Origin of the sequence: Pseudoalteromonas sp. SWXJZ10B, from assembly GCF_015864475.1 — a bacterium.
Taxonomy (GTDB): domain Bacteria; phylum Pseudomonadota; class Gammaproteobacteria; order Enterobacterales; family Alteromonadaceae; genus Pseudoalteromonas; species Pseudoalteromonas arctica.
Genome location: NZ_JADYXD010000004.1, coordinates 187,439 through 214,045 on the forward strand (window position 1 = coordinate 187,439; position 26,607 = coordinate 214,045).

Genomic DNA, 26,607 nt, shown 5'->3' on the forward strand with positions numbered 1-26,607 from the left:
TTAATGTCCGCCAAGTAGTTTTTCGACTTCTTCAGGGTTATTGTGCACACCAAACTTATCAACAACGGTTTCGGTTGCGCTATTCATACCAATAACATCAACTGTTGCGCCTTCACGCCTAAATTTAATAACCACCTTGTCGAGTGACGATACACCTGTTATATCCCAAAAGTGGGCATGGGTTAAATCTATTACTACATTAGCAACCGCATTTTTAAAATCGAACGACGCTATAAATTGCTCAGCAGAGGCAAAAAATACTTGGCCAACTACTTCATAGGTTATTTGGTCGTTGATTTCATCATGATTGGTTTTAACCACCATAAAGCGACCAATTTTATTGGCAAAAAACAACGTTGCTAACAATACGCCAACTAAAACACCAATAGCTAGGTTATGCGTAGCAACCACCACAATAACGGTGGAAATCATCACTACATTTGACGAAAGTGGGTTCTTTTTTAAATCTTTAACTGATGCCCATGAGAACGTACCAATCGATACCATAATCATTACTGCAACTAATGCAGCCATAGGAATTAACCGTAGCCATTCATCTAAAAACACCACCATGATGATTAAAAACAAACCGGCAATAAACGTTGAGAGCCGACCACGACCGCCCGATTTAACGTTAATGATAGACTGCCCAATCATGGCGCAACCCGCCATACCACCAAATAAGCCTGCACCAATATTAGCAATACCTTGACCTTTACACTCTTTATTACGATCGCTTGTTGTATCGGTTAAGTCATCAACAATAGTGGCGGTCATCATTGACTCAAGTAAGCCGACAACAGCAAGACCAATTGAGTAGGGTAAAACAATTTGCAGTGTTTCGAGTGTTAGCGGTACATCAGGCCATAAAAATATAGGCAGAGTGTCAGGCAGTTCGCCCATGTCGCCAACGGTTCTTATATCAAGCCCTAAAAACAGTGAAACAAGCGTAATAACAACAATACACACTAAAGGAGAGGGAAGTATTTTGCCAATAGTGGGAATATACGGAAATAAGTAAATAATACCCAAGCCCGCTGCGGTCATCGCATAAACATGCCAGGTAACATCGGTAAGCTCTGGTAACTGCGCCATAAATATTAAAATTGCCAATGCGTTTACAAACCCAGTAACAACAGAGCGTGATACAAACCGCATTAACTCACCAAGCTTTAAAAACCCTGCAAATATTTGTATTACGCCGGTAAGTAAGGTGGCAACCAGTAAATATTCAAGACCGTAGTCTTTAACCAGCGTGACCATTAGCAGTGCCATTGCACCGGTTGCCGCCGAAATCATACCTGGGCGTCCGCCTACAAAGGCAATAATAACCGCGATACAAAATGAGGCGTATAACCCCACCTTTGGATCAACACCCGCAATAATAGAAAAGGCAATCGCTTCAGGTATAAGGGCAAGCGCCACAACAATACCAGCAAGCACATCACCACGAATATTAGAGAGCCAATCTCTTTTTACGTGATCAAACATGTAAGTAACCTAATTAGTTAGTTTCCCAAAGTATAGGGGAATATTTTATTTAAATAACGGTGATTCTCGCGCAGATGGCGATTAAGGGTGCACGCAACGTGCTGATGAAAAAGGGAGTGGTTGCCTAGGGCGGCGTAAGTTTCAAGTAAAAAGCTCCTTTTTGATTAGTGTGTATTAATAATGCGGGCGAATTATAAGTAACACATACACTTTAGCAGCATGCTGTTTGGCCTTAAAGACCAAACTTTAATCTAATAATGTTTTTGAATATTTAAAACTCAAATGTAAAACCAAACTCTCTTAATTTTTCATATACGTTTATGTCAAAACGGTACAAAGTAGCAGCTCTGTGGGCTACGTTGGTTTGTTTTTCTTTGCAGTTTATTAATAAGTTCATTTTTTGAAACTTACGTCTAAAGTTAGGCTTATCGAGTGACTTATTTAAAATCGACTCGTAAATTCCTTGTAGCTCAAGCAGGGTGAATTTTTCTGGGAGTAAGCTAAAACCGATAGGCTCGTGCCTTACTTTATAACGTAAGTAATCAAGGCCACTTTTTAAAATGTCGGCGTGGTCAAACATTAAAGCAGGTGCGTTGTTTACATCAAACCACTCACACTCTACAGCGTTATCGCCACTCACAAGATTGGTTTCTTCAAAGCGCACGAGCGAGTAGTAAACAATAGTAATAATACGCCTAGCGGGGTAGCGGTCTACGTTACCAAATGCACCTAACTGATCTAAATAAAGGTTTTCAACACCGGTGGTACTTTTAACAACACGCAGAGCTGCAAGGTCTAAGTTTTCGTCTTTACGAACCCAATGACCAATTAAACCCCATTGGCTTGTTGCAAGACCGCGATTATATTTAACCAGCAGCACTTTTAACTTACCTTCATGAATAGCAAATACAATATTATCTACGGTTAGATTACTAATGCAGTCATCAGGAATCGATTCTTCGTCAATATTGTTAGAAATATTTGATGTTTTATGGTGCATAAATTACTCAGCCAATGCTATACATACATATTGTTATAAAGACTATTAAGAGTATATAAAAGGCGCTTAAAGCGCAAATAAAAAACATTTATAAATCCTATCTAAAACAATCACATCTATTTAATTAATCACTTTATACACTGTCCCTGTTTTTACGCATTAACGGCGATATTCGACTTTGGTTTGGTATTGTTTTTTTATCGAACGAATAATACCTTTGTATGTTAGTAAATTTAACGCCAAATTAGCGTCATGTATTAAATAAATTACCAGTTGATTAAAAATGTAACATAAATGTTTACATGCGCCAAAAATGCATATAGTATTTTTGACTATATCGATTTGCATTGAAAATTGAGCACACATGAACAACACAAAACACACACTCACAATTAAAGAAAAAATAGGGTACGGCCTAGGTGATACAGCCAGTAATATTGTATTTCAAATGGTCGCTAACTTTATGTTGATATTTTATACCGATGTTTACGGTTTATCTGCAGCAGCTGCGGGTACGCTACTTTTAGCGGTTCGTTTATTTGATGGTATTACCGATCCAATAATGGGCAGCATTGCGGATAGAACGCGCAGCCGTTGGGGTTCTTACCGCCCTTACATATTATTTTTAGCTGTTCCGTACGGTGTGTTTGCTTGCTTAGCATTTATAACCCCCGATTTTGATTCTACGGGCAAGCTTATATATGCCTACTTAACTTACGGGCTATTAATGACGTGTTATACCGCCATTAATATACCGTACGGTGCACTTGGCGCAGTAATGACAAACGATCCTAAAGAGCGCGCATCGCTACAGTCATACCGATTTGCAATGGCAATGGCAGCACTGCTTGTAATTGTATGGGCACTGCCTAAGCTGGTTGCCTTTTTTGGCGACGGCAACGATGTAGTAGGTTACCCGCTAGCAATGGTGTTTTTAGGCGGACTTGCCGCAGCGTGTTTTTTACTGTGTTTTAAAATGACTAAAGAAACGAAACAAGTTAAACCCGCGCAAAGTAAAAAGAATGCCTTTCTTGAGTTTTTAAGCCTATTTAAAAACGATCAATGGGTTGTTATAGCCGTTATAAGCCTAGCAACATTAATCTTAATTGGCGTTAGAGCCTCAGTAGCACCGCATTATATTAAGTACTACGTAGGAGAAGCCTCGCTTACTTCTAACTTTTTAACACTCTCAGCAATTGGCTCAGTATTGGGCGCTATATCTACTAACTTTTTAACCAAGTTTATTGAAAAGAAAACACTTTTCATTGTCGCTTTAGTGGTCGTAATTATTTCTCACAGCATGTTTTATGTACTTGAGAGCGACGCAATCGTAACCATTTTTATTGTGTACTTTATTGCTAACTTTGCCCACATGATTATTACCCCAATTATGTTTTCGATGGTGGCTGATACGGTTGACTACGGCGCATTAAAAATTGGCCGCAGATTAACGGCAGTTACGTTTTCGGGTCATTTATTAGCAATAAAACTAGGCTTTGCAATCGGCGGTGCTATTGCAGGCTGGATATTATCAGGGTACGCCTACGTACCAAATCAAGAGCAATCAGAACACACGTTATCAGGCATTTTACTCGCCTTTGCTGGTATTCCAGTAATTTGTACCGTGGCATGTTTAATTTTTATAACACGTTACAAACTTACCGAGCCTGAAGTAAAGCGCATTCAAACGAAGCTGGCTGATAACAAAACCATAAACTAATTTAGCAGTCCATTTTTCACCTTTTAAAAGTGTAAATTGGGCAGGCAATACTAGGAGTAAAAATGCAAAATACAGCGCAAGCAGCACCCCCATCTAATGGATTAAGTGACGCTGAACTTAAACAGTTAAAAGACTTACAACGAGCCAACTCGTTAATACAAAATCACAATGTATTAGTTGATCACATGTATACCGCCGATCCGTCTGCGCATGTGTTTAACGGCACAGTGTATATTTACCCGTCGCACGACATTGAATCAAAAAATGAAATTAATGATAACGGCGACCACTTTGCAATGCGCGACTACCATGTGTTTTCGCTGGACGAAAGCACAGGCAAAGCCATAGACCATGGCGTAGCACTTTGTGTAGACGACGTAAAATGGGCAAGCAAGCAAATGTGGGCACCCGATGCAGCGCATAAACTTGGTCAGTATTACCTTTATTTTCCGGCACGCGATCAGCAAGGTATTTTCAGAATTGGCGTTGCAAAAAGTGACAGCCCAACAGGGCCCTTTAAAGCAGAAGACGATTACATTCAAGGCACGTTTAGTATCGATCCGGCTGTATTTGAAGATGACGACTCAAGCCATTATTTATATTTTGGTGGCTTGTGGGGCGGCCAATTACAAAATTGGCAAACAAGCGAATTTAACAAAGAAGGTACATATCCAAAAAATGGTGAAGCTGCAATTCCAGCACGCGTAGCAAAATTATCGGAAGATATGATAAGCCTAAGCGAAAAAGTAAAAGAGGTTGTTGTACTTGATGAGAGTGGCTTACCAATTACAGTATGCGATAACAACCGCCGCTTTTTTGAAGGCCCATGGGTACACAAACACAACGGTGTTTATTATTTTTCGTATTCAACGGGTGATACACACAAAATTGTCTATGCAACGGGCGATAATCCGTACGGACCATTTACCTATCAGGGCGTTATTTTAAACCCAGTACTGGGTTGGACCACGCACCACTCAATTGTTAAGCACAATGGTGATTGGTTTTTATTTTATCACGACAGTACGTTATCGAGCGGGCAAACCCATTTACGCAGTATGAAAATGGCTAAGCTTGAGCACGACGAAAACGGAAAAATCCAAACAATAAGCCCATATGAACACGCTTAATAAAAATAGTTATAAACAATGCAAATTATCTGCGTGAGCACTGCAACGCCTTTTATTTGCATAAAAAAGATATAGTCAATATGACCATTAATTTATTTTGTTAATGGTCGATTTAAGAGGAAGCTGAGGACATATGACAAAATGAAAATATTTTAAAGTAAAAAATTAGCACAAAGAATTAGCATAAACTTGCTGATATTTAATGTTTTTTAGTTAAGTAGCACATGTTTAAAACTGGTTGTGGTCTTTGTAAAACGTTTAAAACATACACACACAATAATTATTTATTGGCCGTAAAATGAAACAAATAGTTTACAATTATGTTTCGAGTAATTCTTAAAGTCTTGCAGTACGTCAATAATAATTAAATAAGAAAAAGGGCATCATGATGTTTAAGAAAAAGATAATTTCAACAGCCATACTCGCTGCAATAGGGTCGGTTACGCTTCCTCACCAAAGCTACGCTGCAGAAACCGTTGCCGATGAAGATGTAGAAATAATACAAGTAACCGGCATTAGAGGTTCATTGCAACGCTCTATGGATGTTAAACGCGATTCTTCTGGTATTGTCGATGCAATTTCGGCTGAGGATATGGGGAAATTTCCTGATACCAATCTTGCTGAATCGCTACAACGTATTACCGGCGTATCAATTGATAGAGCCGGCGGTGAAGGTAGCCGCGTAACAGTCCGTGGATTTGGACCTGCTAATAACTTAATTACTATTAATGGTCGTCAGCTTCCTAATACAACAGGTGACCGCACATTTGATTTTGCAAATGTCGCATCTGAAAGCGTATCGGGTGTGCAAGTTTATAAAACATCAGACGCAAGTGTTACCTCAGGTGGCATTGGCGCAACTATAAACTTAACAACAAACAGACCCTTAAATAGCCCAGGTATAAAAGCATCGTTTGGCGTAAAAGCCGTAGATGATCAATCAACCGATGAGGGCAGCATTACACCAGAGGTAAGCGGTTTATATTCGCAAACATTTGGGGATGACAAGTTTGGTATCTCGATATCGGGTAGTTACCAAGACCGTGAAAGCGGTATGCAACAGTTTATTCAAGATCAAGGTTACAGAGCATCTGATTACACAAATACAGGATGGGGCGGCGTACCTGCAGGAGCAGAAGGCGGAACAAACAGACCTACATCAGGTATTTATTCAAACCCGCAACAACCACGTTATGTGTTTGAAGAGCGCCAACGTGAGCGTATAAATGGGCAGCTAGTTTTTCAATATCAGCCTGTTGAAAACATTACAGTAACCCTTGATTACACCGGCTTTAAAACAACTATTGAAGAGCAGCATACGGACGCCTCAGTTTGGTTTAACTACGCTGGCGATAGAAGTGAATCTGTTTGGGCGGGCGAGCCTAACGCGTATCCACTTATTTACTCAGAAATTTATGACATTCAAAGTGATGCCGACTACCGCGATACGTCGCTTACTGTAGGTTCTTGGGGCCGCGAAGAAAAAACAGATTCATTAGGCTTTAACCTAGAGTGGGCAGTGTCGGATCAACTTAACCTAGAGTTTGATCATCACAGTTCAAAAGCCTCTATGAAAGCAACCGATCCACGCCACGGTACGCGTAACAATATTCAGTTGCCTTCGTACACACGTACGCGCTCTGGGCTTGATTTAACTGGCGATTTACCCGGTATTGCAATTGGTAACATCGAAAACTTTAACCCAAGCACTATGCGCTTATCGGGTAGCTGGTTTGCAAATGATAAATACGATTCAGAAATCGATCAAACACAAATCTCAGGTGACTACTACATTGACGACAACCTAAGCATCGACTTTGGTGTTGCGGTTAACAAAGTAAATAACCATTATCGTCATACCCAAGTACAACGCCCAGATTGGGGTGGTGTTGGTGTTGAGGGCGACTTTGCTGATATTGATTGGCGCCAAGATACTATTTTAGATAAGTTTCAAGCTAAAGCGGGTAACTTTGAAGGCACTGCAACACAAGGCGAATACGATTTATTTAATACAATCTTTTTTGCCGACTTTGATGCGATTGTAAATGCTGCCGAGTTTGCTGACCCTGTTGCTAACGTAGATAACCTTTACGGTGATTGTAAAGCAGCGGCTGGCGCAGCGGTAGGTCCAAATGGCGAAGGACAATTTTGTGCTTCAACCGATTGGGATGCAGCAACAAACCGCTTTACTGAAGAAAAAACGCAGTCTGCTTTTGCACAAGTAAATTATAAAGGCGAATTGAGCGGCATGTTCTTCGACCTACAAATTGGCTTACGCTACGAAAAAACAGACGTATTTTCTAAAGCAACAGCACCCGGTTATAGCAGCGTAGAATGGAACGAAGATACAGCCACATCAGTAACGGGTGTTACCGGTATTGAAACGCTAAGCCAATCGGCAGACTACAGCCAGTTTCTGCCAAATATTAACTTTAATATTGAAGTAGTTGAAGATGTAATGATCCGCGCAGCGGCGAGCAAAACTATTTCAAGAGCGGGTTATGGTCAGCTACAAGGCGGAACAACTATTAATACCGGCGGTAGTTTAAGTGGTTATTCGGGTGGCTCTGGTAATCCAGGACTCAAACCACTTGAATCAATTAACTACGACTTATCAAGTGAATGGTATTACGGCGAAGGTAGCTATATTTCGTTTGGTTACTTTAAAAAAGACGTAACCAATTGGATCACAACAGGCACAATAGATTCGGATATTTTTAATCTTGCCGATCCTTTAAACGGTGAGAAGTTCAAAGCAGCACAAAGTGCACTTGGTGCTGATGCTTCTAACTTAGCTATTCGAACATATATTTTTGAAAACTTTGCTGATGATCCAAATGTACAGCCTAATTTTGATGAAAATGGCGAGTTAGACGGCGGCACAATTGTTGGTGACCCAGCAACAGATGAACCTGTAAACTTTAGAATAAACGTGCCTGTAAATGGCGACCAAGAATACACCATTGATGGCTTTGAATTTAATATTCAGCACTTATTTGGTGAGTCAGGCTTTGGCGGTATTTTTAACTACACCATGGTTGACTCAGGACTTGAATACGACAACGACTCATTAGAGGATACAGAAGCACTTGTAGGGTTAAGTGATACGGCAAACGTGGTGTTCTTTTACGATAAAGAAGGCTTACAAGCACGTATTGCATATAACTGGCGCGACTCGTTTTTAAATGAGCGCCGTGTAAATGGCGATTTAACTGCGCCAATTTATACCGATGAATATTACCAAATAGACTTTAACGTAAGTTACGAAGTACCCGCAGTAGAAGGGCTTACCGTATTTATTGAAGGTATAAATATTACTGACGAGTACGTAACATCGTACGGGCGCAAGCAAGAGCTGATTTATAACATCACTCAAACAGGCTCTCGCTACGGTTTAGGTGTTCGTTATAATTTTTAATAAATATTATCTACCTATTTAAAGCCGCATTATGCGGCTTTTTTTTGCTCTTTTTAATCTAGTAATAATAATACCCACCTGTTATAGTCAATGTGAATTTAACTTATTTGTTACATTCACTTCACAGCAGTAGGTATGCGTAGTAGTAAGTAAAGGCACATAACAATAATTGGAGCACACAATCCATGGCCAATCATGCATTATTAAATAATGTTGAGCATCAGCATTTAAAAATAAACCCTGCACGCGGCACACACTTAGGTGACGGGGTTTGGTACAGCGAAACATTTGTAAGCGAATTTAGAGTCGCTCAAGCACATTACCCAATATTTTTTACCAAAGATGACGCAACAAATACATTTTCGCCGGTGTGTTTATACGGCATAAACAGAGACGAAAACTTATTTTTAGTAAACCAACAATGGCAAGCACACTACATTCCGCTCAGCATGCAGCGACTGCCTTTTGCTATTGCGACTCAAAATACAATGCAAAACGGTGTAGCAACGCAAGAGCGCATGCTTAGTATTGATTTAGACTCACCAAAAGTGTCAACAAAGCAGGGTATTAGCCTCTTTTTAGAACACGGCGGAAATAGTGATTACCTCGAAAATATAATAAACGTGCTCGACAGCCTTCATCATGGCCTTCAAGAAAATCAGCCTTTTATTAAAACCTTAATTAAACATAGTTTGCTTGAGTCGGTATCGCTAGAACTTGATTTAGTAAACGGGCTTAAACATAACTTACTCGGTTTTTATACCATAAACGAAGACTCGCTAAACCAGCTAGGTAGCGAGGCAATTGCAGAGCTTCACTCACAAGGGTATTTAGCGTGTATATATATGGTCATTGCATCGCAAGTACATGTACGTGATTTAGTGGCGCTTAAAAACGAGCAACTTATGCTACAAAAGCAAGCGATGTAAGTGCTTAACTATGGCAAATTTAGTAAATAAAATTCAATCGCTCAGTGGTTTAACTCCCAGTACGTTACCAAGGGAGCTTTTAAACTCGCCTGTGCCTATTGTACTAAAAGGGTTTGTAAGCGAATGGCCCCTAGTTATTGCTGCTAAAAAATCTGATGCTGCAGCAATTGATTATTTAACGCCGTTTTACGAAGGTTTTTTAGTTAATATCTGCACAATAGCCGCCAGTCAAAATGGGGTTGTAGGGTATAACCACGATATGAGTGGTTTTAACTTTACTAATCAGCAAGCGCCATTTATTAACGCGCTTGAGCAAATAACGCAAACTGCAAATAACCCACACGCAGATACGCTATACATTGGCTCTACTAGCATTGCACAATGCTTACCTTCTTTGGTTGATCACTGCCACGTTAATGCGTTAAGCGAAGGCTGTTTATTTAATGTGTGGGCAGGCGGTAAGGTTACCGTGCCAGCACATTACGACGTAGCGCAAAATTTAGCGTGTTGCGTTGCAGGTAAAAGGCGTTTTACTTTATTTCCCCCCGATCAAATCGATAATTTATATGTAGGCCCGCTTGATAAAGCACCAGGTGGTCAGCCTATAAGTTTAACCACCACAACTGCACCTAACTTTAAGCAGTTTCCTAAGTTTGAACAGGCAATAAAAGCGGCAATTACCGTTGACTTAGAGGCGGGCGATGCACTTATTTTACCCAGTATGTGGTGGCACCAAGTAGAGGGGCTTGGCAGTTTAAATATTCTGTTTAATTATTGGTTTAAAAATACGCCAGCGGTTTATGGTCAACCGACTAATGCGTTGCACCTTGCTATTTTAAACATACGTAATTTACCAAAGCATGAGCGCGCCGCATGGCAACGTTTGTTTAATTACTATGTATTTGCTGATAACGAATTTACCCACATACCAGAGCCCGCACAGGCTATTTTAACAAAGCCAATGAATGAGCTAACAGCGCGTAAATTAAGAGCCGAATTACAAAATAAATTAAGACGCTAAGCGTACTTGTAAGGTTTGAAATATGAATCAAAATGCAATTAAAAAAATCGTAATAGCAGGTGGCGGTACCGCTGGTTGGATGTGCAGCGCTGCAATGGCAAAGCTGCTAGGTAAAAATATTGAAATATGCTTGGTTGAATCCGATTTAATACATACCGTAGGGGTCGGGGAGTCAACTATTCCTACGCTGCATATATTTCATGATTTGCTAAAAATTAGTGAATCAGAATTTATGGCAGCCACTAATGCCACGTTTAAGTTAGGCATATCGTTTGAGGGCTGGAAACAAAACCAGCAAAGCTACTTTCACTCATTTGGTTATGTGGGGCAAGGTTGTTGGGCTGCAGGTTTTCAGCACTTTTGGCTAAAAGGGATGCAACAAGGTGTAGCAGCCGATATTGGTGATTATTGCACAGAGCACGTAGCAAGTCGCTTGGGTAAATTTGCCGTAGTGCCGAATAAAGACCGTAACCATGCTTATCAGTTAGATGCCGGTTTGTACGCTAAATTTTTACGAAATTTTGCACAGCAAAACGGCGCTAAACGTATAGAAGGCATGATAAGCAAAGTTAACTTAGAGCCCACTAATGGCTTTATAAAATCGCTTACTTTAGGTGACGGGCAAATTATTGAGGGTGATTTATTTATAGATTGCACCGGCTTTAAAGGTTTATTAATAGAGCAAGCGCTACACACCGGATACGAAGATTGGAGCCATTGGCTCCCGTGTGACAGCGCAGTGGCAGTACAAACCGAATTAGTAAGCCCAATAGTGCCATATACGCGTGCAATGGCACATAAATGTGGTTGGCAGTGGCAAATACCGCTGCAAAGCCGCCGTGGTAATGGCTTAGTGTTTTGTAGTAAATACATGAGCGATGATGAGGCCAAAACAGCGCTACTCAATAACGTAGAAGGCAAACCTATTAATGAGCCGCGCGTTATTAAATACCGCACTGGTACACGGCGTAAACATTGGAACAAAAACTGTGTTGCTATTGGCTTGGCAAGTGGTTTTATTGAGCCGCTTGAATCAACCAGTATTCATTTAATTCAGCAAAGCATTATTAGATTAATGCAAAACATGCCAACCAAAGCAATCGAGTCGTGCTATCAAGATGACTTTAATAACAAAATGCGCTTTGAGGCCGAAAACATTCGCGACTTTATTGTGCTGCATTACCATGTGACACAGCGCACCGACAGCGACTTTTGGCGTTACTGTAAAAACATGCCAATTCCAGAGTCGCTTGCCAAACGCATTGAGCTATTTAAGCAAAGTGGGCATGTTTATAAAGCAGAGCAAGAGTTATTTGGCGAAGCCTCGTGGTTACAAGTGATGTTAGGGCAAGGGCTAGTGCCGCAAAATTATCACCCGATTGTTGATAGCATGAGCGATGATGAGCTTAAACGATTTTTAGAATCAATAAAAAATCATGTTGCTAAAAAAGCAGATAGCTTACCGAGTCACATTGATTTTATTAATCATTATTGCAAGGCTAAGTAAGCAATATGCTAACACTTGGCAATAATTTACAGCCGCAGTATGAGTTTATAGGGCAAGAGCAAACGCCAATTATTATAATTGACAACTACCTGAGTGAGCCGCAAAAACTTATAAACTTAGCGCAAAGTGCTGATGAAAGTGCTGCCCTAAGTGATGAAAATCATGCGCAAAATAATGGCGAGTTTAAACCTGACGAACTCACTCAATACCCAGGTTTACGAATGCCGCTTCCAAAGCAATGTGTGGTTGATTACCTAAAGCCTCTTATACAGGGGTTTTATAACGTATTTAATATTGGGCAAACACTTACCCCATACCCAAAAGATAATACCTTATCGTTAATTACTAAAACACAGCAGCAGCTATCACCAATACAAACCTTGCCACACTTTGATACAAACGATCCTAACTTAATTGCCATTATTCATTACCTTGGCGAAGGCGAGCATGGCGGCACTGGGTTTTTTAGGCATAAAAAAACAGGGTTTGAAACAATCAGCTCAAAGCGCAAAAACACGTATTTAACATATGCTCAGAAGTACCTTGAATTAGATAATGCAAAGCCTAGTTATTGCACCACGCAGCACAGTGAGTTTGAGTGCTACAAGCACATAGAATATAAGCCAAATAGGCTTATTGTGTTTCCTGGGTATTTGCTGCATACAAGTTTGCTTAATACGGCTACCGATATTTCGTCGTGTCCACAAACAGGGCGGCTAACGGCTAATATGTTTGTTCATTTTAAATAGGAATACTATGTCTTTTTCTTTATCTAGATTTGCATATAAGGGTTGGCTATTAAGCTTTGTTGTATTGGCGCTGAGTATGGTAACAGTGCAAAAAAGTAATGCTACAGGGTTTGATACCCTCCCTAAAAAGCAATTTAATGTGCTGCTATTTACAAAAACCGCAGGGTGGCACCATAAGTCGCAAACCGAAGGCGTTAAAGCGCTAGAAGGCTTAGCCGATAAGCACTTCTTTAACTTAATTTGGCATGAAGAAAGCCATTATTTTAACGACGATTACTTAAAAAATGTTGATGTAGTAGTGTTTTTATCAACCACAGGCGATATTTTAAACCCAAAAGAGCAAGCCGCGCTTGAGCGATTTGTAAAAGCAGGTAAAGGCTTTGTTGGTATTCATAGCGCATCAGATACCGAATACGACTGGGCGTGGTACCAAAAGCTGGTGGGGCGCACCTTTAACATTCATCCTGTTATTCAAACTGGCGTACTAAGTAAAGTACCTAATACTCACTTTATTGGCTTAAACCATATGCCGCAGGAAATGCTTTGGACCGACGAGTGGTACGAGTTTGGGCCCGAGCTAACTAAGTTAAACTACTTACTCACAGTTGATGAGAAAAGTTACAACCCAACTGCCGATTGGGGTAATAACAAAACAGGCTCGGGTATGGGGGCGTTTCATCCTATTTCGTGGTATCACAATTACGATGGTGGTCGCTCATTTTATACAGCCCTTGGGCATACTAATGCGGTGTATAAAAGTAAGTTTTTAACAGAGCATATTTATGGCGGAATTTATTGGGCTGCAACGGGTAAAGGGTTAAAAAAAGTAGCAATTAATAAATAACTAATAAATACGCTTTTAACACTATTTATGTCGATTTAGGCTGCTTTTTAAGCGGCCTTTTATATTTTTTAAGCATTTCTTAAACACCTCACACATTTTACTTAGTTTATAAAACAAACAAATAGTTTTGAGAATTCCTTGATCAAATGGTCAAAAAGACTATATTAAATTTGCACGCAGATATAATTCAAATAAAGAGGATAAACATGAAAGTATTTTTTAAAATAACAACTTTATTGTTAACACTAATAAGCTATCAATCACTTGCTGCATTTAATAATAACCCATCGAGTGTAGGCGCCGACAGTTCAGGGACATACCGTAACCTCGCACAAGAAATGGGTAAAACAAATATACAGCAAAAGGTGAATAGTACTTTTGACAATATGTTTGGCTATAACAACACTCAACAACTTTACTACCCGTACACCGAAAACGGTGTTTATAAAGCACACTACATAAAAGCAATTAACCCAGACGAAGGCGACGATATAAGAACAGAAGGGCAATCGTGGGGAATGACCGCCGCTGTTATGCTCTACAAGCAAGAAGAATTTGATAACCTATGGCGCTTTGCTAAAGCGTATCAAAAAAATCCAGACAATCACCCTGATGTAAAAAAACAAGGCGTTTACGCGTGGAAACTAAAGCTTAATCAAAACGGCTTTGTTTATAAAGTAGATGAAGGTCCGGCTCCGGATGGCGAAGAGTACTTTGCGTTCGCACTACTTAATGCGTCAGCTCGTTGGGGTAATTCGGGCGAATTTGATTATTATGCTGATGCCATTACCATGTTAAACACAATTAAAAACAAGCTGATGCAAAACCAAATAATCCGTTTTTCACCTTACATTGATAACCTAACAGACCCTTCTTATCATATACCTGCGTTTTACGACTACTTTGCAAATAACGTGACTAATCAAGCCGACAAAAATTACTGGCGACAAGTGGCTACAAAAAGTAGAACCTTACTTAAAAACCATTTTACAAAAGTGAATGATAATCCGCATTGGAACTTACCTACATTTTTATCGCGCTTAGATGGCAGCCCTGTTATTGGCTACATTTTTAACGGCCAAGCAAACCCAGGTCAATGGTATGAGTTTGATGCATGGCGCGTAATTATGAATGTTGGCTTAGACGCGCATTTAATGGGTGCTCAAGCATGGCATAAAAGTGCAGTAAATAAAGCATTAGGCTTTTTAAGTTATGCAAAAACAAACAACAGTAAAAACTGTTACGAGCAAGTGTATTCGTACGGTGGAGCGCAAAACAAAGGCTGCGCAGGTGAAGGTCAAAAAGCCGCGAATGCAGTAGCGTTACTTGCTTCAACAAACGCTGGGCAAGCAAATGAGTTTTTTAATGACTTCTGGTCTTTATCACAACCAACAGGTAACTACCGCTACTACAATGGTTCGTTATATATGTTAGCTATGCTGCATGTATCGGGCAATTTTAAGTTTTATAACAACACGTTTAATTAAAATAACGGTGCCTAAGTAGCAAAAATCTAAGTAGCAAAAGCTTAGGCAGCAAAAACTTAAATAATAAAAAACCGGTGTAACCAAGTTACACCGGTTTTTGTGCTTAACGAGTGAGCTTAACTTTCCCTTTAATAAGTACTTAATTAGTTAGCCAAACCCGCTACTTTTACATCAAGCGTAAACAAGCCCTTTGCGGTGGTTATTAATAATGTTTTGCGATTTTTACCACCAAAGGCAAGGTTGGTTACATTAGGGCCCAGTTCAATTTTATCGATAAGTGAGCCGCGTGGCGTATAAATATTAATAACGCCTTTTTTGTGGCTGCTTACGTAAATATTGCCAGCTGAATCTACTTTTATACCATCGGGCGAGGTTACCTTAATAAAGTCTTCGCGCGGTGAAATATCACCGTTTTCATCAATAGTGTATTTGCTTACGCGGTTGCTAAAGTCGCCAATATAAAGGGTACGTTGATCTGGGGATAGCGCAACACCGTTGGGTTTTTTAAGCGTGGCGTCAATTAAACTAAGTGTGCCCGTATTACTTAACTTATAAACCCCGGTATAAGGCATTTGCTGAGTGCGTTCGCCTAGTTGCCAATTAGGATCGGTAAAAAATATATCGCCATTTTTATGCATAGTCATATCGTTTGGCGAGCTAAAGCTTAGCCCATCAAACTCGCTAACTATTACGGTATTAGTTTTACTTTTTATATTAATTTTAGAAAGCGATTGCGTACTATGGTTAAGCGTATAGAGGTTCTGCCCTTTGGCATACAAGCCGTTTGTACCACTGTGTTTTAAATAAGTGGTGAGGGTATTGGGCAGCACTAATTTATAAATGGTCGAATCAGGGCCAAGTGCTTGCGAGCTAGCAAAGTTCATTTCTGAAAAATAAAACGCATTGTCTTGGCTTGACCACGTTGGGCCTTCTAAAAATAATAAATTGTCACTAACGAGTGTGGGTGTTACGCCCTTTATTAATGGCGACTGCTCATTGCTTTGGCTGTTTACAGCGTTTAACAAAGGTGTATTTTCAGGTTGTTGTGCCAGCGCTGCTTTATTAAAACAGAGCATTAATACAACTAGGCTTAGCGTTTTTTTGTGTGTTTTTAGCATAGACGTTTACTCAGGTTTGTTTAATTTATAATTAATGGTCATTTTGACTATATCATTTATTTTTTTCGTTGTATGATATTTATCGAAAATAATAACGATTCAACGGAGCACACACATGCATAAAAAACACACACTCAGCCTGCTTTTACTTGCAGGATCATTAAGCGTAAACGCTGCACAAGACCAAGGTCTTAAAAACACCTTTGCAGACTCATTCAAAATGGGGGTTGCTGTAAATCAAGATATAGTGACAGGCAAAAACGCAGCCGCGCAGTCAATTATTGCTAAGCAATTTAATACAGTCACCCTAGAAAACGCCATGAAAGCTGAAGTAATTTATCCGCAGCAAGGTAAGGTCGATTTTAGTGGTGCAGATGCGTTTATAGATTTTGCAAAGCAAAATAACATGTTTACCGTAGCCCACACCTTAGTGTGGCATAACCAAACGCCTGACTGGTTTTTTACAAATAGCAAAAATGAGCCAAATACCCCAGCAGAGCAGTTAGAGCAAATGCGCAAACACATAGAGCTAGTAGCAGGGCGCTATAAAAACAAAGTAGATGCGTGGGATGTAGTTAATGAAGTAATTGCTGATGACGGCTCTTATCGACCAACTGTGTGGGTTAACCGCTTAGGCGATGGCGATACAATGGTAAAAGCTGCGTTTAAATACGCCCAGCAGTATTCACCTAATACCGAACTTTACTACAACGACTTTAATGCATGGCGACCAGAAAAAAGAGACGGCATTATACGTATGATCAAAATGCTGCAAAAAGAAGGTATCCGCATTGATGGCATTGGCATACAAGCGCATTGGGGGCTTAACTTTCCTAAAATGCAATTCATTGAGCAAGCTATCGATGCATACGCTGCGCTGGGTATAAAAGTGATGATCACTGAGCTTGATATAGACGTGCTGCCTTTAACAAAAGAAGGGCAGATTACCGGCACCGATATGATGAAACCGCAGTTTCAGCTGGAAGAGTTTGAGACCTACCTCGACCCTTATAAAAATGGCTTGCCGAGCGATGTAGAGGCGCAACTAAACGCCCGTTATAAAGCCTTGTTTGAACTGTTTTACGCAAAACGCGACAAGATAGACCGCGTAACCTTTTGGGGATTACACGATGGTATGTCGTGGAAAAACGACTACCCAATCCCAAACAGAACAAACTACCCATTACTATGGGATCGTAATTTAAACCCTAAACCAGTTATTAAAACCATTGCTGAAGTAGTTCAGTAAATCGCATTGTGTAGTCAAAGCCGACTATTTTTAAATACTCGGCTTTTTTTGTTTGGAAATTTTCACATAGGGGTAAATAAAAGTCACTTTACTAAGCTATGAGCTGGCAAACCTTGAACTTACCTAAGTAATACAAGCGCAAATATCACTTACACCTTCTATTTAATTATTTTTTCATACTCAAAGAAAACGCAATATGAAGCGGGTTAAATTTTAACCTTGACCCTTATTGTTAAATAGACTATAACAATGTTGGTTTTAGGTTAATTTAATGATTGTATATTTACACACACGATATAGAACAATAAAAATTTAATTTAAGCCTTAACTATAACTCTATGATTTTAATCTTATATATGTACCCTTGTACAAAGTAAATATTAACGTTTGAAGAGATATTAAAATAATAAATATAAATGACTGTTTGTTTTCTAATTGGTTATAGTCATATTGAATAATAGTTTTTTGATGATGCAGTAGAAATACTCATATCATATTTTATTCACTCAAATGGCTTTACTGCACCTAGTTTAAAAACGACGCATTTATTGCTTTAGTCTAAGGAATAAAAAATGAATAAATCGATTTTTCGTAACACCGGATTAGTGACCTTAGTGTCACTTTTAATGGCGTGCGGGGGGAATAATAAAGATACACCGGTGCCTGAACCCATACCGGAAGTAGTAGCCCCTGATACACCAGAGCCTGAAGCGCCAATAGCAGCTGAAATAACAAATGGCGGGTTTGAAGAGGACACTGCAGGGCAAACAACACCCGTCGGAAATTGGGTATTTAGGCCAACACAAGAATCAAGCGCAACTTCTACTATAGAAGTAATAGAATCCGAAGAAGGCGTTAATACTTACCAAGGCACAAAAGCAGTTGAGGTGAGCGTTAATACACTGGGTGACAACCCGTGGGGAATTGAAATAGCTTATGAAGACCTTCCTATCACCGGTGGTAAAAATTATGAGTTTAGCGTTTGGGCCAAAGGTGAAGAGGGAACCAGTGCCGATTTTTGGATTCAAACACCTGCGCCAGATTACGGTCAACTTAGCCTAGTAAAAGAAACACTCACAGGCGAGTGGCAAAAAATAACATTAACAGCCGCAACGGCCGAAGCTGACTCTTTAGTAAGGCTGGCAATTCACTTTTCAAAAGAAGAGAATATTAACAAGTCTATATACCTAGACGAATTTTCAGGCTTTATTTTAGACGATGTACCAGCACAAGAAATACCTGATGTTCAATACAGCGAAGTAACAGCACAAAGTTTAAAAGCATTGGCACCTAATTTTAATATTGGCGTGGCTGTGCCAGCGGGTGGTTTTGGTAACAGCATAATAGATAGACCAGAAATTAAAACGATTATTGAACAACACTTTAATCAGCTCTCTGCTGAAAATATTATGAAGCCTACCTATTTACAACCAACCCAAGGCGAATTTTTTTACGATGATTCTGATGAGCTAGTTAACTACGCCAAAGACAACTCACTTACTATACATGGCCATGTTTTTGTTTGGCACTCGCAAATTGCGCCTTGGATGCAAAGTTTTCAAGGTGATAAAGCCGCGTGGATAACCATGATGGAAGATCACATAACACAAGTTGCCACTCATTTTGAAGAAGAAGGCGATAACGATACCGTCGTTAGCTGGGATGTAGTTAACGAAGCGTTTATGGAAAACGGTAAATACCGTGGTGAAAAAACCACTGACGACAGCGCCGACGAATCAGTATGGTTTGAAAATATAGGAGCCGAATTTTTATCGTTAGCCTATAAAGCAGCAAGAGCGGCCGACCCCGATGCCGACTTATACTACAACGATTACAACCTGATTTGGAATGCCGATAAATTAGATGCCGTTATATCTATGGTTAACGATTTTCACAACAACGGCGTGCCTATTGATGGTATAGGGTTTCAATCTCATATTTCACTTAACAGCCCTGATATTTCAACCATTCAGGCACATCTTCAAAAAGTGGTCGATATTCGCCCTAAAATTAAAGTGAAAATTACCGAGCTAGATGTTCGTATGAACAACGAAGGCGGCATTCCTCTCACTTACTTAACCAGTGAAAGAGCGGATGAACAAAAGCAGTACTACTACGATATTGTTAAAACATACCTAGAAACTGTACCTGAAGATCAACGCGGTGGCATAACTATTTGGGGCGTAATTGACGAGGATAGCTGGTTGCAAAACTGGCCAGAGCCGACAACAGAATGGCCGCTGTTATTTTTTAATGACTTTACTGCAAAGCCTGCCTTACAAGGATTTGCTAATGCATTAAAAGAGCTAATTGAAGTAGGTCAACCAGCACCTTCATCAGAGCTGCTAACTAATGGCGACTTTGAAGCCGGACTTGATTCCTGGCAAGCGCGTGGCAATGCAAGCATAACCTTAGAGTCAACCCAAGCCCATAGCGGTAATAATAGCGCTTTAGTACAAGGGCGAACTGAAACGTGGAATGGGTTACAAAAGGATGTAAAAGGCTTATTTACAGCAGATAAAACCTATAACGTATCTGCATGGGTTAAGTTATCTGACGATACCAGCACCGTTTCACCAGATATAAAACTAACGCTACAAATAGAGCACACTAGCACTGAGTACCTAGAGCTTACACCTGTTACAACAGTTGCAGCAGGTGACTGGGTACAGTTATCAGGTACTTACACACATTCAATTACAACGCAGGAAAGCGCCGCTTTACTTTATGTTGAGTCAAGTGAACTCACCGCTGACTTTTATGTAGATGATGTTTCGGTAACCTTGGTCGAATAATAAACCTAACTAAAAGTAATTAACCCCAGATTAAATAGTCTGTATTTTTATACAGACTATTTTTTGCGCGGGCTTTAATTGTTTGTGCATGATGCAGCAGGGTAGCTTGAGTATTCAAAATCGAGTATTTTTAAATGCTCCTCTATTCAGTGTTTTCGGAGTTTTTCACAAAAATAAAAAATGAGAAGTGTCACATGATTTTAAAGCATTATAGAAAGAGCATGGGGCTTAAAGTTTATAACTAGCAATATGTTGTGGTATTTGATACTAATATAAGAAATAAGTATGGGTGTAATAATTCTGATCGATAAATTTTAAAGATGCCATTCATAAAGCTTTTGGTTGTCTCTAGCCTAAATCGAGCATAAGGAAATAAAAATGAGTTTTGTTGGAGCAAGATGGTGGAAGTTCGATTTTCATACGCACACGCCAGCCTCTTTTGATTATGGGAAATCGGATCGCGCATTAAAGACATCTAAATCGCCAAGAGATTGGTTATTGGACTATATAGATAAAGGCATTGAATGTGTTGCAGTGACGGATCATAACACTGGTGATTGGATTGACCCTCTTAAAGAAGCCGCAGAAAGTTTAAGAGCTGAAGGATATTCAATATTTGTCTTTCCTGGTGTAGAGATTACAGCAAACTCAAATATTCACGTATTGGCTATTTTTGACCCGAGTGCTACTTCTGCAGATATAAATGGTGTTGTTGGTGCTTCAAAGTTTCGTGGTACTAAAGGTGATAGCGACTCCGTTGCTGAAGAGAGTGCTGAAAATATAATAAAAGAAATACAATCTGCAAGAGGTGTAGCAATTCCTGCCCATATAGATATGAAAGCAGGGCTTTGCCAGCAGACTTCATCTCATACAGTCAAGCAAGTCTGCTCCCTCGCTAATGCTGTTGAAATCGTTTTTCCAGATAGGGAAGTAGCAGCAACACCATTATCACGATATACCAATTTAAATCTCGAATTACCATCTGTAATTGGATCTGATGCTCATCACCCAAATGATATTGGTAGGGCATTTACATGGGTGAAAATGTCATCACCTTCGATTGATGGCCTTAAGTTAGCATTAGTTGATGGTTCTTCTTCATTAATTCGATGAGATAGTGAAATTTCTGACCCTAATAGGGCTTCAAATACATTATTGCGCTCAGTAACTATTGAATCTGCAAAGTATGCAGGCCGTTCATCACCGTTAGTTATTGAGTTTAACCCTTGGCTTAATTCTATTATTGGAGGCAGAGGAAGTGGCAAATCTTCAGTCCTTGAATTTATCCGACTGGGGATGGATAGAAGTAGAGATTTAGAGGGGTTAGACTCTCTAAATGAAATTCGTCAATCCTTTGAAAGCTTTGTCAAAATACCATTATCAAGGGATAGTGATGGAGTAATGCTGGCGAACACAAAAGTAAGTTGTGTTTATACTAGAGACGATGTTAATTACCTTTTGAAATGGACTAAAGAGAGTAATAGTGTGTCAATTTTTCGTTCGGAGGCTGGTGAATGGCAGCCTGAAGATGGCGAAGCGCACTCTAGGTTTCCAATAAAAATATTCAGTCAAAAACAAATATTTAACTTAGCAAAAAATCCGAATACTCTTTTGCGCTTGATAGATGAATCTTCAACAGTAGGATTCCAACAATGGAAAATGGATTGGGAAGATAAGTACACACACTTTCAAACATTGTGTAGCCAAAGAAGAGAACTTCAATCCAGATTATCTAATAAAAATGTACTTTTGGGTCAACTATCTGATGTAGAACAAAAAATCAAAACAATAGAGCAATCAGGCCATGCTGATATTCTGAACAACTATCAGGCTTTTAGAGCTAAAAGAACAAAGGTCTCTCAATATGAAGCCGATATCGTAAACTTAAAAGCTCAGGTCGAGACAATCATGAATGCTGTTGAAATTCCAACAGCTGATACAAGCATGTTTAATAACCTTATAGATAATGAGCAAGAAGTTGCAACTAAAATTAATAACTTGATTCAAGTTGCTTTAAATTTCAAAGAAAATATTGCTAAAGCAATAACAACTATTGATAACGAACTTACAACTTTTAAAAATTGGTATTGTGTTTCTGAATTTAATAACGTGCACATAGCTGTTGATGAACAATATAATAAGCTAATTTCAAACTTGCAAAGCCAAGGAGTGGGTAGCCCTGCTGATTATGCAAAATTAATTAGTGATAGAGAAACAATTAACCAATCGCTAAAAAGTATGGAATTAATTGAAAAGCAGGTTGTTGATTTAACTAGTTCTATAAATAATTCTTATCACGAAATAATAGAATGTAGAAAAAGGTTAACTGTGAATCGCCTAGCTTTTCTTGACCAATATCTATCTGGCAGTTCTTCAATCCAAGTTGAGATTACACCATTCTCTGATTCAGAAAGTTTAGATGCGTCTTTCAGGAAAGTGTTAGGGAGAACTGATAGCTCATTCTCAGCTGAGATATTTGATTCGGATCGAGAATGTGGTTTCTTATTAAACCTTAATAAAGAGCTATCAGCTACTGCTAAAGATACAGATTCAAATAACTTAGAACAATCCCTAAATCGAATTCACAGTTTTAAAGGAAGTATATTTAATTTTAATTCAGGTGAGGTTTTAAGTACAAAATTAGGGAAAAGGTTTGTTGATTTTATGTCACAACTCCAACCACAAAATTTTGATGCGATAAATGCATGGTTCCCTGAAGATAAGCTAACAATTAAATTCTATGACGGTAATCGATTCAAAGATGTATCACAAGGCTCCGCAGGCCAGAAAGCTTCAGCAATACTCTCATTCTTATTATCGTATGGAACAGAGCCTCTTCTTTTAGATCAACCTGAAGATGACCTTGATAATGGGTTAATTACGAGCTTAATTGTTTCAAAGCTCCATGAAAATAAAGCTGAGCGGCAGATAATAGTCGTAACTCATAATCCAAATATTGTTGTGAATGGTGATTCTGAATATGTAATTGCATTAGAAGATAGAGGTCAGATTAACTCCCTTACTTCTGGGGCGTTGCAAGAAGTCGATGTAAGAAAAAATGTATGTGAAATAATGGAAGGTGGGGAGCTTGCTCTTCAGAAAAGATATAAAAGGATGTTTAATATCTAGATTTTAAGGTCTCTAAAATTAAGGAAGCGCCCTCTGGTCATGGTGTATAACAAACAGCCTAATTTAATATCAGGCTGTTTTATTTCCTCTAAAAGCGAAGCGTCTCTTAACCTCTTAGTGCATTATTCTCTTGGTCTATTTCACTTAAAAACTCAAAAATCCAATCAAAACTACTTAGCCTGATACCTCACTACCACAAACTTAAGTGGCACATCGCCGTTGTTATAAATCCCGTGTAGGTCATTAGGGGCTGCAAATAAAATATCTCCGGTGAGTGCTGGTTGGCTTTTACCATTAAGTGTCCAGGTACCTGAGCCCTCTAGAATCATTAAGTATTCTTCATCGGGATGCTGGTGGGCGGGATGTATTTCGTTATTAGGTTTAATAACCGCCACGCCGGTAATAGCGCCTTTGGTGAGAGATGTATCGCCATAAAAGTAGGTATGAAAATCACCGCCTTCGTAATGAGTAATGTGCGCTTCTTTCTGGCTTACTATAGACGAGGTAAGTTGCTTGGGTTTATCTGCTGCGCTGACAGGTAATGCAGTAATTATTGCAGCAGTTAATGCGACTGTTAATGCAAAGGTGGCTGCGGCTGTTAGTGATAAAGTGTTTGTTGTGTTTTTCATGTGTGTCCTTGCTAATTTATTTACTAATTTTGTTGCTAGTAAAGTGTGTGATTAAGGAATGTGTACTGTGTTATTTTTGTTCAGTCTATTTTAATAAAACGTTGTTGTCAAAAAGACTATATGGTGTTAAGTTTACCTTGCACACAAAAAAACACACAACAGGTACATCATGCATAAAAATAAACTTACTATTGCTATTTTATTAGGGATGTCGAGCCTTGCACTTGGCTGTAATGGCTCAGCAGAGCAAAGTAAACCGACACTAAAAGCACAAAAAGCGTCGGCGCAATTAACGCTTAAAGCGCAATTTAAAGACCACTTTAAAATAGGTACAGCGATTAGCCGAGACCAAATGTTAGGGGCTTTGCCTGAAGATTTAAACGTGGCTAAAGCGCAATTTAATACCTTTACGCCAGAAAATTCTATGAAGTGGGAGCGTATACACCCAGAGCTAGAAACCTATGATTTTGAAGCCGCTGATGCGTTAGTTCAGTACGCACAAGAGAACAACCAAGAATTAGTTGGGCACACATTAGTGTGGCATTCGCAAACTCCTGACTGGGTTTTTGAAGACGAACAAGGCGAGCCGCTAACCCGCGATGCATTACTTAAGCGCATGCAAAACCACATTAATGCTGTTGCAGGGCGTTATCAAAACCGCATTTTTGCATGGGACGTGGTAAACGAAGCACTTAACGAAGACGGCACACTGCGCGAATCTAAATGGAGCACCATTATTGGTGACGACTTTATAGAATACGCGTTTAAATACGCTAAGCAGGCAGCGCCTAATGCCAAGCTGTATTACAACGACTACAACTTGTATAAGCCAGAAAAACGAGCCGGTGCAATTGCGCTTATTAAAAACTTACAAAGCAAAGGCATTGAAATAGATGGTATTGGTATGCAAGCGCATTACTCGCTTGATAACCCAGAGCTTTCGTTAATGGAAGACTCTATTGTGGCATACGCAGCCACAGGTATTGATGTGATGATAACCGAGCTTGATATTTCGGTTTTGCCATTCCCTGAAGGTGAAGAACAAGGGGCTGACATTTCGTTAGATATTGCCTTGCAAGAGCGCTTTAACCCATACCCAGATGGTTTACCGAGTGAAGTAAACACCCAGTTAGGCGAGCGCTACAAAGAGGTGTTTAACATACTTAAAAAGCATGACGATAAAGTAAGCCGCGTGACATTTTGGGGTATAAGCGATGCAGGCACTTGGCGTAACGATTGGCCAATGCAAGGGCGCACCGATTACCCATTATTAATTGACCGTGAGTTAAAACTTAAAAGCTTTGTAAGCGATTTATAATAGTAAAAAACATTTAATCTCCCGTAAAGGATCGCTTAAGAGCGATCCTTTTTTGGTTTTAAGCGCTTAAAATAGCTATTTTTGATAGGTTTATTATTAAGATTTCAAGTTAGTTAAGCAATAACTAATATGCGTTTGCAAAGGCACTTGTGGTGTTAAATAGCTAAATGGGAAGTGTGGGTTATTAGGGCTGTCGGGGCAAAATTGCGGCTCTAGGCAAATACCGTCATATGCATTAAACGCACCTTTTAAGTGCTGCCCTGTATACACCTGAATGGCAGGGTAGTTAGAAAGCACACTCAGCATTACTTTTTCATCAGCGCTTGTAAGCGTCGCGTGTTGCTTAATAATTTGCAGGTTAAGCGTTTGCTCGGTTACAAAATTATGATCAAGTTTATCGGTTTTATTAAGCACCCGCGCATTTGTATAGTCAAAAGGCGTATTGGCTACAGGGGCTATTAAACCGGTAGGAATGGCATGTGTATCCACGGGCGTATAATGCGCTGCGGCTAATGTTAATACATGCCCTTGTGCGCTATTAGTAATACCATTTAGATTAAAATACGGGTGTGATGTAGGCCCCGTAATGGTTTTTTTATTGCTGGTAATAGTAAATTTAATATCAAGATTACTTTGGTTTTTACTGTTAGTGGTAAAGGTATACAGCACATTAAATGTGGTTTTACCGGGGTAGCCGTTATAACCATCGGGTAGGGTAATACTTAAACTTAACACGTTTTTTTGATGGTAATCGAGATGCCAAAACAAGTCGCTTAATGCTTTTTTACCGCCGTGGAGTTGGTTTACTCCTTCGTTTTTATTAAGCGCATAGGCTTTATTATCAATGTGTACTTGTGCGTTATTTAGCCTGTTTGCATAAGGACCGGCTACCGCGCCTAAGTAAAACGTATCGTTTAAATAGTCATTAATATTAGAATAGCCAAGTATAATATTTCGTTTTTTATTATCAACATGGGTAACCCAGCTGGTAAGCCGGGCACCGTAGTTAATAATAGAAATAGTATCGTTTGTTTCATTACTTAGTGTGTATTGAACAATTGAAGTTGTCATGT

The 26,607-nt window shown here is 39.4% G+C and carries 19 protein-coding genes; 14 read left to right on the forward strand and 5 right to left on the reverse strand.

Annotation, left to right across the window (positions count from 1 at the left end):
• Nucleotides 1-1,491, reverse strand: a complete 1,491-nt coding sequence (locus I6F54_RS05845) for a SulP family inorganic anion transporter (protein ID WP_197140237.1) — start codon at nucleotides 1,489-1,491, stop codon at nucleotides 1-3.
• 271 nt (nucleotides 1,492-1,762) lie between these two features.
• Nucleotides 1,763-2,491 (reverse strand): NUDIX hydrolase, encoded by a 729-nt coding sequence (locus tag I6F54_RS05850; protein WP_165727801.1) that lies wholly within the window; start codon nucleotides 2,489-2,491, stop codon nucleotides 1,763-1,765.
• 364 nt (nucleotides 2,492-2,855) lie between these two features.
• Here I6F54_RS05850 and I6F54_RS05855 point away from each other — a divergent pair, with 364 nt between their 5' ends.
• The 9 genes from I6F54_RS05855 to I6F54_RS05895 all read left to right on the forward strand — a co-directional run bounded on the left by I6F54_RS05855 (nucleotide 2,856) and on the right by I6F54_RS05895 (nucleotide 15,296).
• Entirely contained in the window at nucleotides 2,856-4,211 is a 1,356-nt protein-coding gene (locus I6F54_RS05855; protein WP_165727802.1) for an MFS transporter, read from the forward strand.
• Between the two features lie 62 nt (nucleotides 4,212-4,273).
• Nucleotides 4,274-5,341: a glycoside hydrolase family 43 protein gene (locus I6F54_RS05860; protein WP_165740620.1), complete on the forward strand. Its 1,068-nt coding sequence runs from the start codon at nucleotides 4,274-4,276 to the stop codon at nucleotides 5,339-5,341.
• 388 nt (nucleotides 5,342-5,729) lie between these two features.
• Nucleotides 5,730-8,759 carry a TonB-dependent receptor gene (locus I6F54_RS05865; RefSeq protein ID WP_197140239.1) on the forward strand — a complete coding sequence of 1,010 codons (3,030 nt, stop codon included), beginning with the start codon at nucleotides 5,730-5,732 and terminating at the stop codon, nucleotides 8,757-8,759.
• A gap of 185 nt (nucleotides 8,760-8,944) precedes the next feature.
• The gene (locus I6F54_RS05870) at nucleotides 8,945-9,688 is read left to right on the forward strand and encodes a SapC family protein (RefSeq protein ID WP_197140241.1); all 744 of its coding nucleotides are present in this window, start codon (nucleotides 8,945-8,947) and stop codon (nucleotides 9,686-9,688) included.
• Nucleotides 9,689-9,698: 10 nt separating this feature from the next.
• The gene (locus I6F54_RS05875) at nucleotides 9,699-10,709 is read left to right on the forward strand and encodes a cupin-like domain-containing protein (RefSeq protein ID WP_197140243.1); all 1,011 of its coding nucleotides are present in this window, start codon (nucleotides 9,699-9,701) and stop codon (nucleotides 10,707-10,709) included.
• A gap of 22 nt (nucleotides 10,710-10,731) precedes the next feature.
• Complete coding sequence (locus I6F54_RS05880) at nucleotides 10,732-12,216, forward strand: tryptophan halogenase family protein (RefSeq protein WP_197140245.1); 1,485 nt, start codon at nucleotides 10,732-10,734, stop codon at nucleotides 12,214-12,216.
• 5 nt (nucleotides 12,217-12,221) lie between these two features.
• The gene (locus I6F54_RS05885) at nucleotides 12,222-12,965 is read left to right on the forward strand and encodes a DUF6445 family protein (RefSeq protein ID WP_197140247.1); all 744 of its coding nucleotides are present in this window, start codon (nucleotides 12,222-12,224) and stop codon (nucleotides 12,963-12,965) included.
• 7 nt (nucleotides 12,966-12,972) lie between these two features.
• The gene (locus I6F54_RS05890; protein ID WP_197140249.1) at nucleotides 12,973-13,809 is read left to right on the forward strand and encodes a ThuA domain-containing protein; all 837 of its coding nucleotides are present in this window, start codon (nucleotides 12,973-12,975) and stop codon (nucleotides 13,807-13,809) included.
• Nucleotides 13,810-14,015: 206 nt separating this feature from the next.
• Nucleotides 14,016-15,296 (forward strand): glycosyl hydrolase family 8, encoded by a 1,281-nt coding sequence (locus I6F54_RS05895; RefSeq protein ID WP_166112535.1) that lies wholly within the window; start codon nucleotides 14,016-14,018, stop codon nucleotides 15,294-15,296.
• A 143-nt stretch (nucleotides 15,297-15,439) separates the two neighbouring features.
• Here the strand turns inward: I6F54_RS05895 and I6F54_RS05900 are convergent, their stop codons facing one another.
• Nucleotides 15,440-16,414 carry an SMP-30/gluconolactonase/LRE family protein gene (locus I6F54_RS05900; protein WP_197140251.1) on the reverse strand — a complete coding sequence of 325 codons (975 nt, stop codon included), beginning with the start codon at nucleotides 16,412-16,414 and terminating at the stop codon, nucleotides 15,440-15,442.
• A gap of 115 nt (nucleotides 16,415-16,529) precedes the next feature.
• On the opposite strand from I6F54_RS05900, the gene I6F54_RS05905 reads away from it, so the two are divergent.
• From I6F54_RS05905 to I6F54_RS05920, 4 genes are all read left to right on the forward strand, one after another.
• Entirely contained in the window at nucleotides 16,530-17,663 is a 1,134-nt protein-coding gene (locus I6F54_RS05905; protein ID WP_197140253.1) for an endo-1,4-beta-xylanase, read from the forward strand.
• A gap of 572 nt (nucleotides 17,664-18,235) precedes the next feature.
• A complete protein-coding gene (locus I6F54_RS05910; RefSeq protein ID WP_197140255.1) occupies nucleotides 18,236-20,458 on the forward strand; it encodes an endo-1,4-beta-xylanase in 2,223 nt (740 codons plus the stop codon).
• A gap of 378 nt (nucleotides 20,459-20,836) precedes the next feature.
• On the forward strand, nucleotides 20,837-21,571 hold the full coding sequence (locus tag I6F54_RS05915; protein ID WP_197140257.1) for a PHP-associated domain-containing protein: 735 nt from the start codon (nucleotides 20,837-20,839) through the stop codon (nucleotides 21,569-21,571).
• A gap of 42 nt (nucleotides 21,572-21,613) precedes the next feature.
• The gene (locus I6F54_RS05920; RefSeq protein WP_197140259.1) at nucleotides 21,614-23,587 is read left to right on the forward strand and encodes a TrlF family AAA-like ATPase; all 1,974 of its coding nucleotides are present in this window, start codon (nucleotides 21,614-21,616) and stop codon (nucleotides 23,585-23,587) included.
• 170 nt (nucleotides 23,588-23,757) lie between these two features.
• Here I6F54_RS05920 and I6F54_RS05925 read toward each other — a convergent pair whose 3' ends face one another.
• On the reverse strand, nucleotides 23,758-24,216 hold the full coding sequence (locus I6F54_RS05925) for a cupin domain-containing protein (RefSeq protein WP_231613120.1): 459 nt from the start codon (nucleotides 24,214-24,216) through the stop codon (nucleotides 23,758-23,760).
• 169 nt (nucleotides 24,217-24,385) lie between these two features.
• On the opposite strand from I6F54_RS05925, the gene I6F54_RS05930 reads away from it, so the two are divergent.
• Nucleotides 24,386-25,534 (forward strand): endo-1,4-beta-xylanase, encoded by a 1,149-nt coding sequence (locus I6F54_RS05930; protein WP_197140261.1) that lies wholly within the window; start codon nucleotides 24,386-24,388, stop codon nucleotides 25,532-25,534.
• Nucleotides 25,535-25,630: 96 nt separating this feature from the next.
• Here the strand turns inward: I6F54_RS05930 and I6F54_RS05935 are convergent, their stop codons facing one another.
• Nucleotides 25,631-26,605, reverse strand: coding sequence for an aldose epimerase family protein (locus tag I6F54_RS05935; RefSeq protein WP_197140263.1), 975 nt, complete (start codon nucleotides 26,603-26,605; stop codon nucleotides 25,631-25,633).
• Nucleotides 26,606-26,607 lie beyond the last annotated feature (2 nt).

Coding starts and splice junctions, on each gene's coding strand:
- I6F54_RS05845 (WP_197140237.1), bottom strand. CDS start 1,491: ATGTTTGATCACGTAAAAAGAGATTGGCTCTCTAATATTCGTGGTGAT.
- I6F54_RS05850 (WP_165727801.1), bottom strand. CDS start 2,491: ATGCACCATAAAACATCAAATATTTCTAACAATATTGACGAAGAATCG.
- I6F54_RS05855 (WP_165727802.1), top strand. CDS start 2,856: ATGAACAACACAAAACACACACTCACAATTAAAGAAAAAATAGGGTAC.
- I6F54_RS05860 (WP_165740620.1), top strand. CDS start 4,274: ATGCAAAATACAGCGCAAGCAGCACCCCCATCTAATGGATTAAGTGAC.
- I6F54_RS05865 (WP_197140239.1), top strand. CDS start 5,730: ATGTTTAAGAAAAAGATAATTTCAACAGCCATACTCGCTGCAATAGGG.
- I6F54_RS05870 (WP_197140241.1), top strand. CDS start 8,945: ATGGCCAATCATGCATTATTAAATAATGTTGAGCATCAGCATTTAAAA.
- I6F54_RS05875 (WP_197140243.1), top strand. CDS start 9,699: ATGGCAAATTTAGTAAATAAAATTCAATCGCTCAGTGGTTTAACTCCC.
- I6F54_RS05880 (WP_197140245.1), top strand. CDS start 10,732: ATGAATCAAAATGCAATTAAAAAAATCGTAATAGCAGGTGGCGGTACC.
- I6F54_RS05885 (WP_197140247.1), top strand. CDS start 12,222: ATGCTAACACTTGGCAATAATTTACAGCCGCAGTATGAGTTTATAGGG.
- I6F54_RS05890 (WP_197140249.1), top strand. CDS start 12,973: ATGTCTTTTTCTTTATCTAGATTTGCATATAAGGGTTGGCTATTAAGC.
- I6F54_RS05895 (WP_166112535.1), top strand. CDS start 14,016: ATGAAAGTATTTTTTAAAATAACAACTTTATTGTTAACACTAATAAGC.
- I6F54_RS05900 (WP_197140251.1), bottom strand. CDS start 16,414: ATGCTAAAAACACACAAAAAAACGCTAAGCCTAGTTGTATTAATGCTC.
- I6F54_RS05905 (WP_197140253.1), top strand. CDS start 16,530: ATGCATAAAAAACACACACTCAGCCTGCTTTTACTTGCAGGATCATTA.
- I6F54_RS05910 (WP_197140255.1), top strand. CDS start 18,236: ATGAATAAATCGATTTTTCGTAACACCGGATTAGTGACCTTAGTGTCA.
- I6F54_RS05915 (WP_197140257.1), top strand. CDS start 20,837: ATGAGTTTTGTTGGAGCAAGATGGTGGAAGTTCGATTTTCATACGCAC.
- I6F54_RS05925 (WP_231613120.1), bottom strand. CDS start 24,216: ATGAAAAACACAACAAACACTTTATCACTAACAGCCGCAGCCACCTTT.
- I6F54_RS05930 (WP_197140261.1), top strand. CDS start 24,386: ATGCATAAAAATAAACTTACTATTGCTATTTTATTAGGGATGTCGAGC.
- I6F54_RS05935 (WP_197140263.1), bottom strand. CDS start 26,605: ATGACAACTTCAATTGTTCAATACACACTAAGTAATGAAACAAACGAT.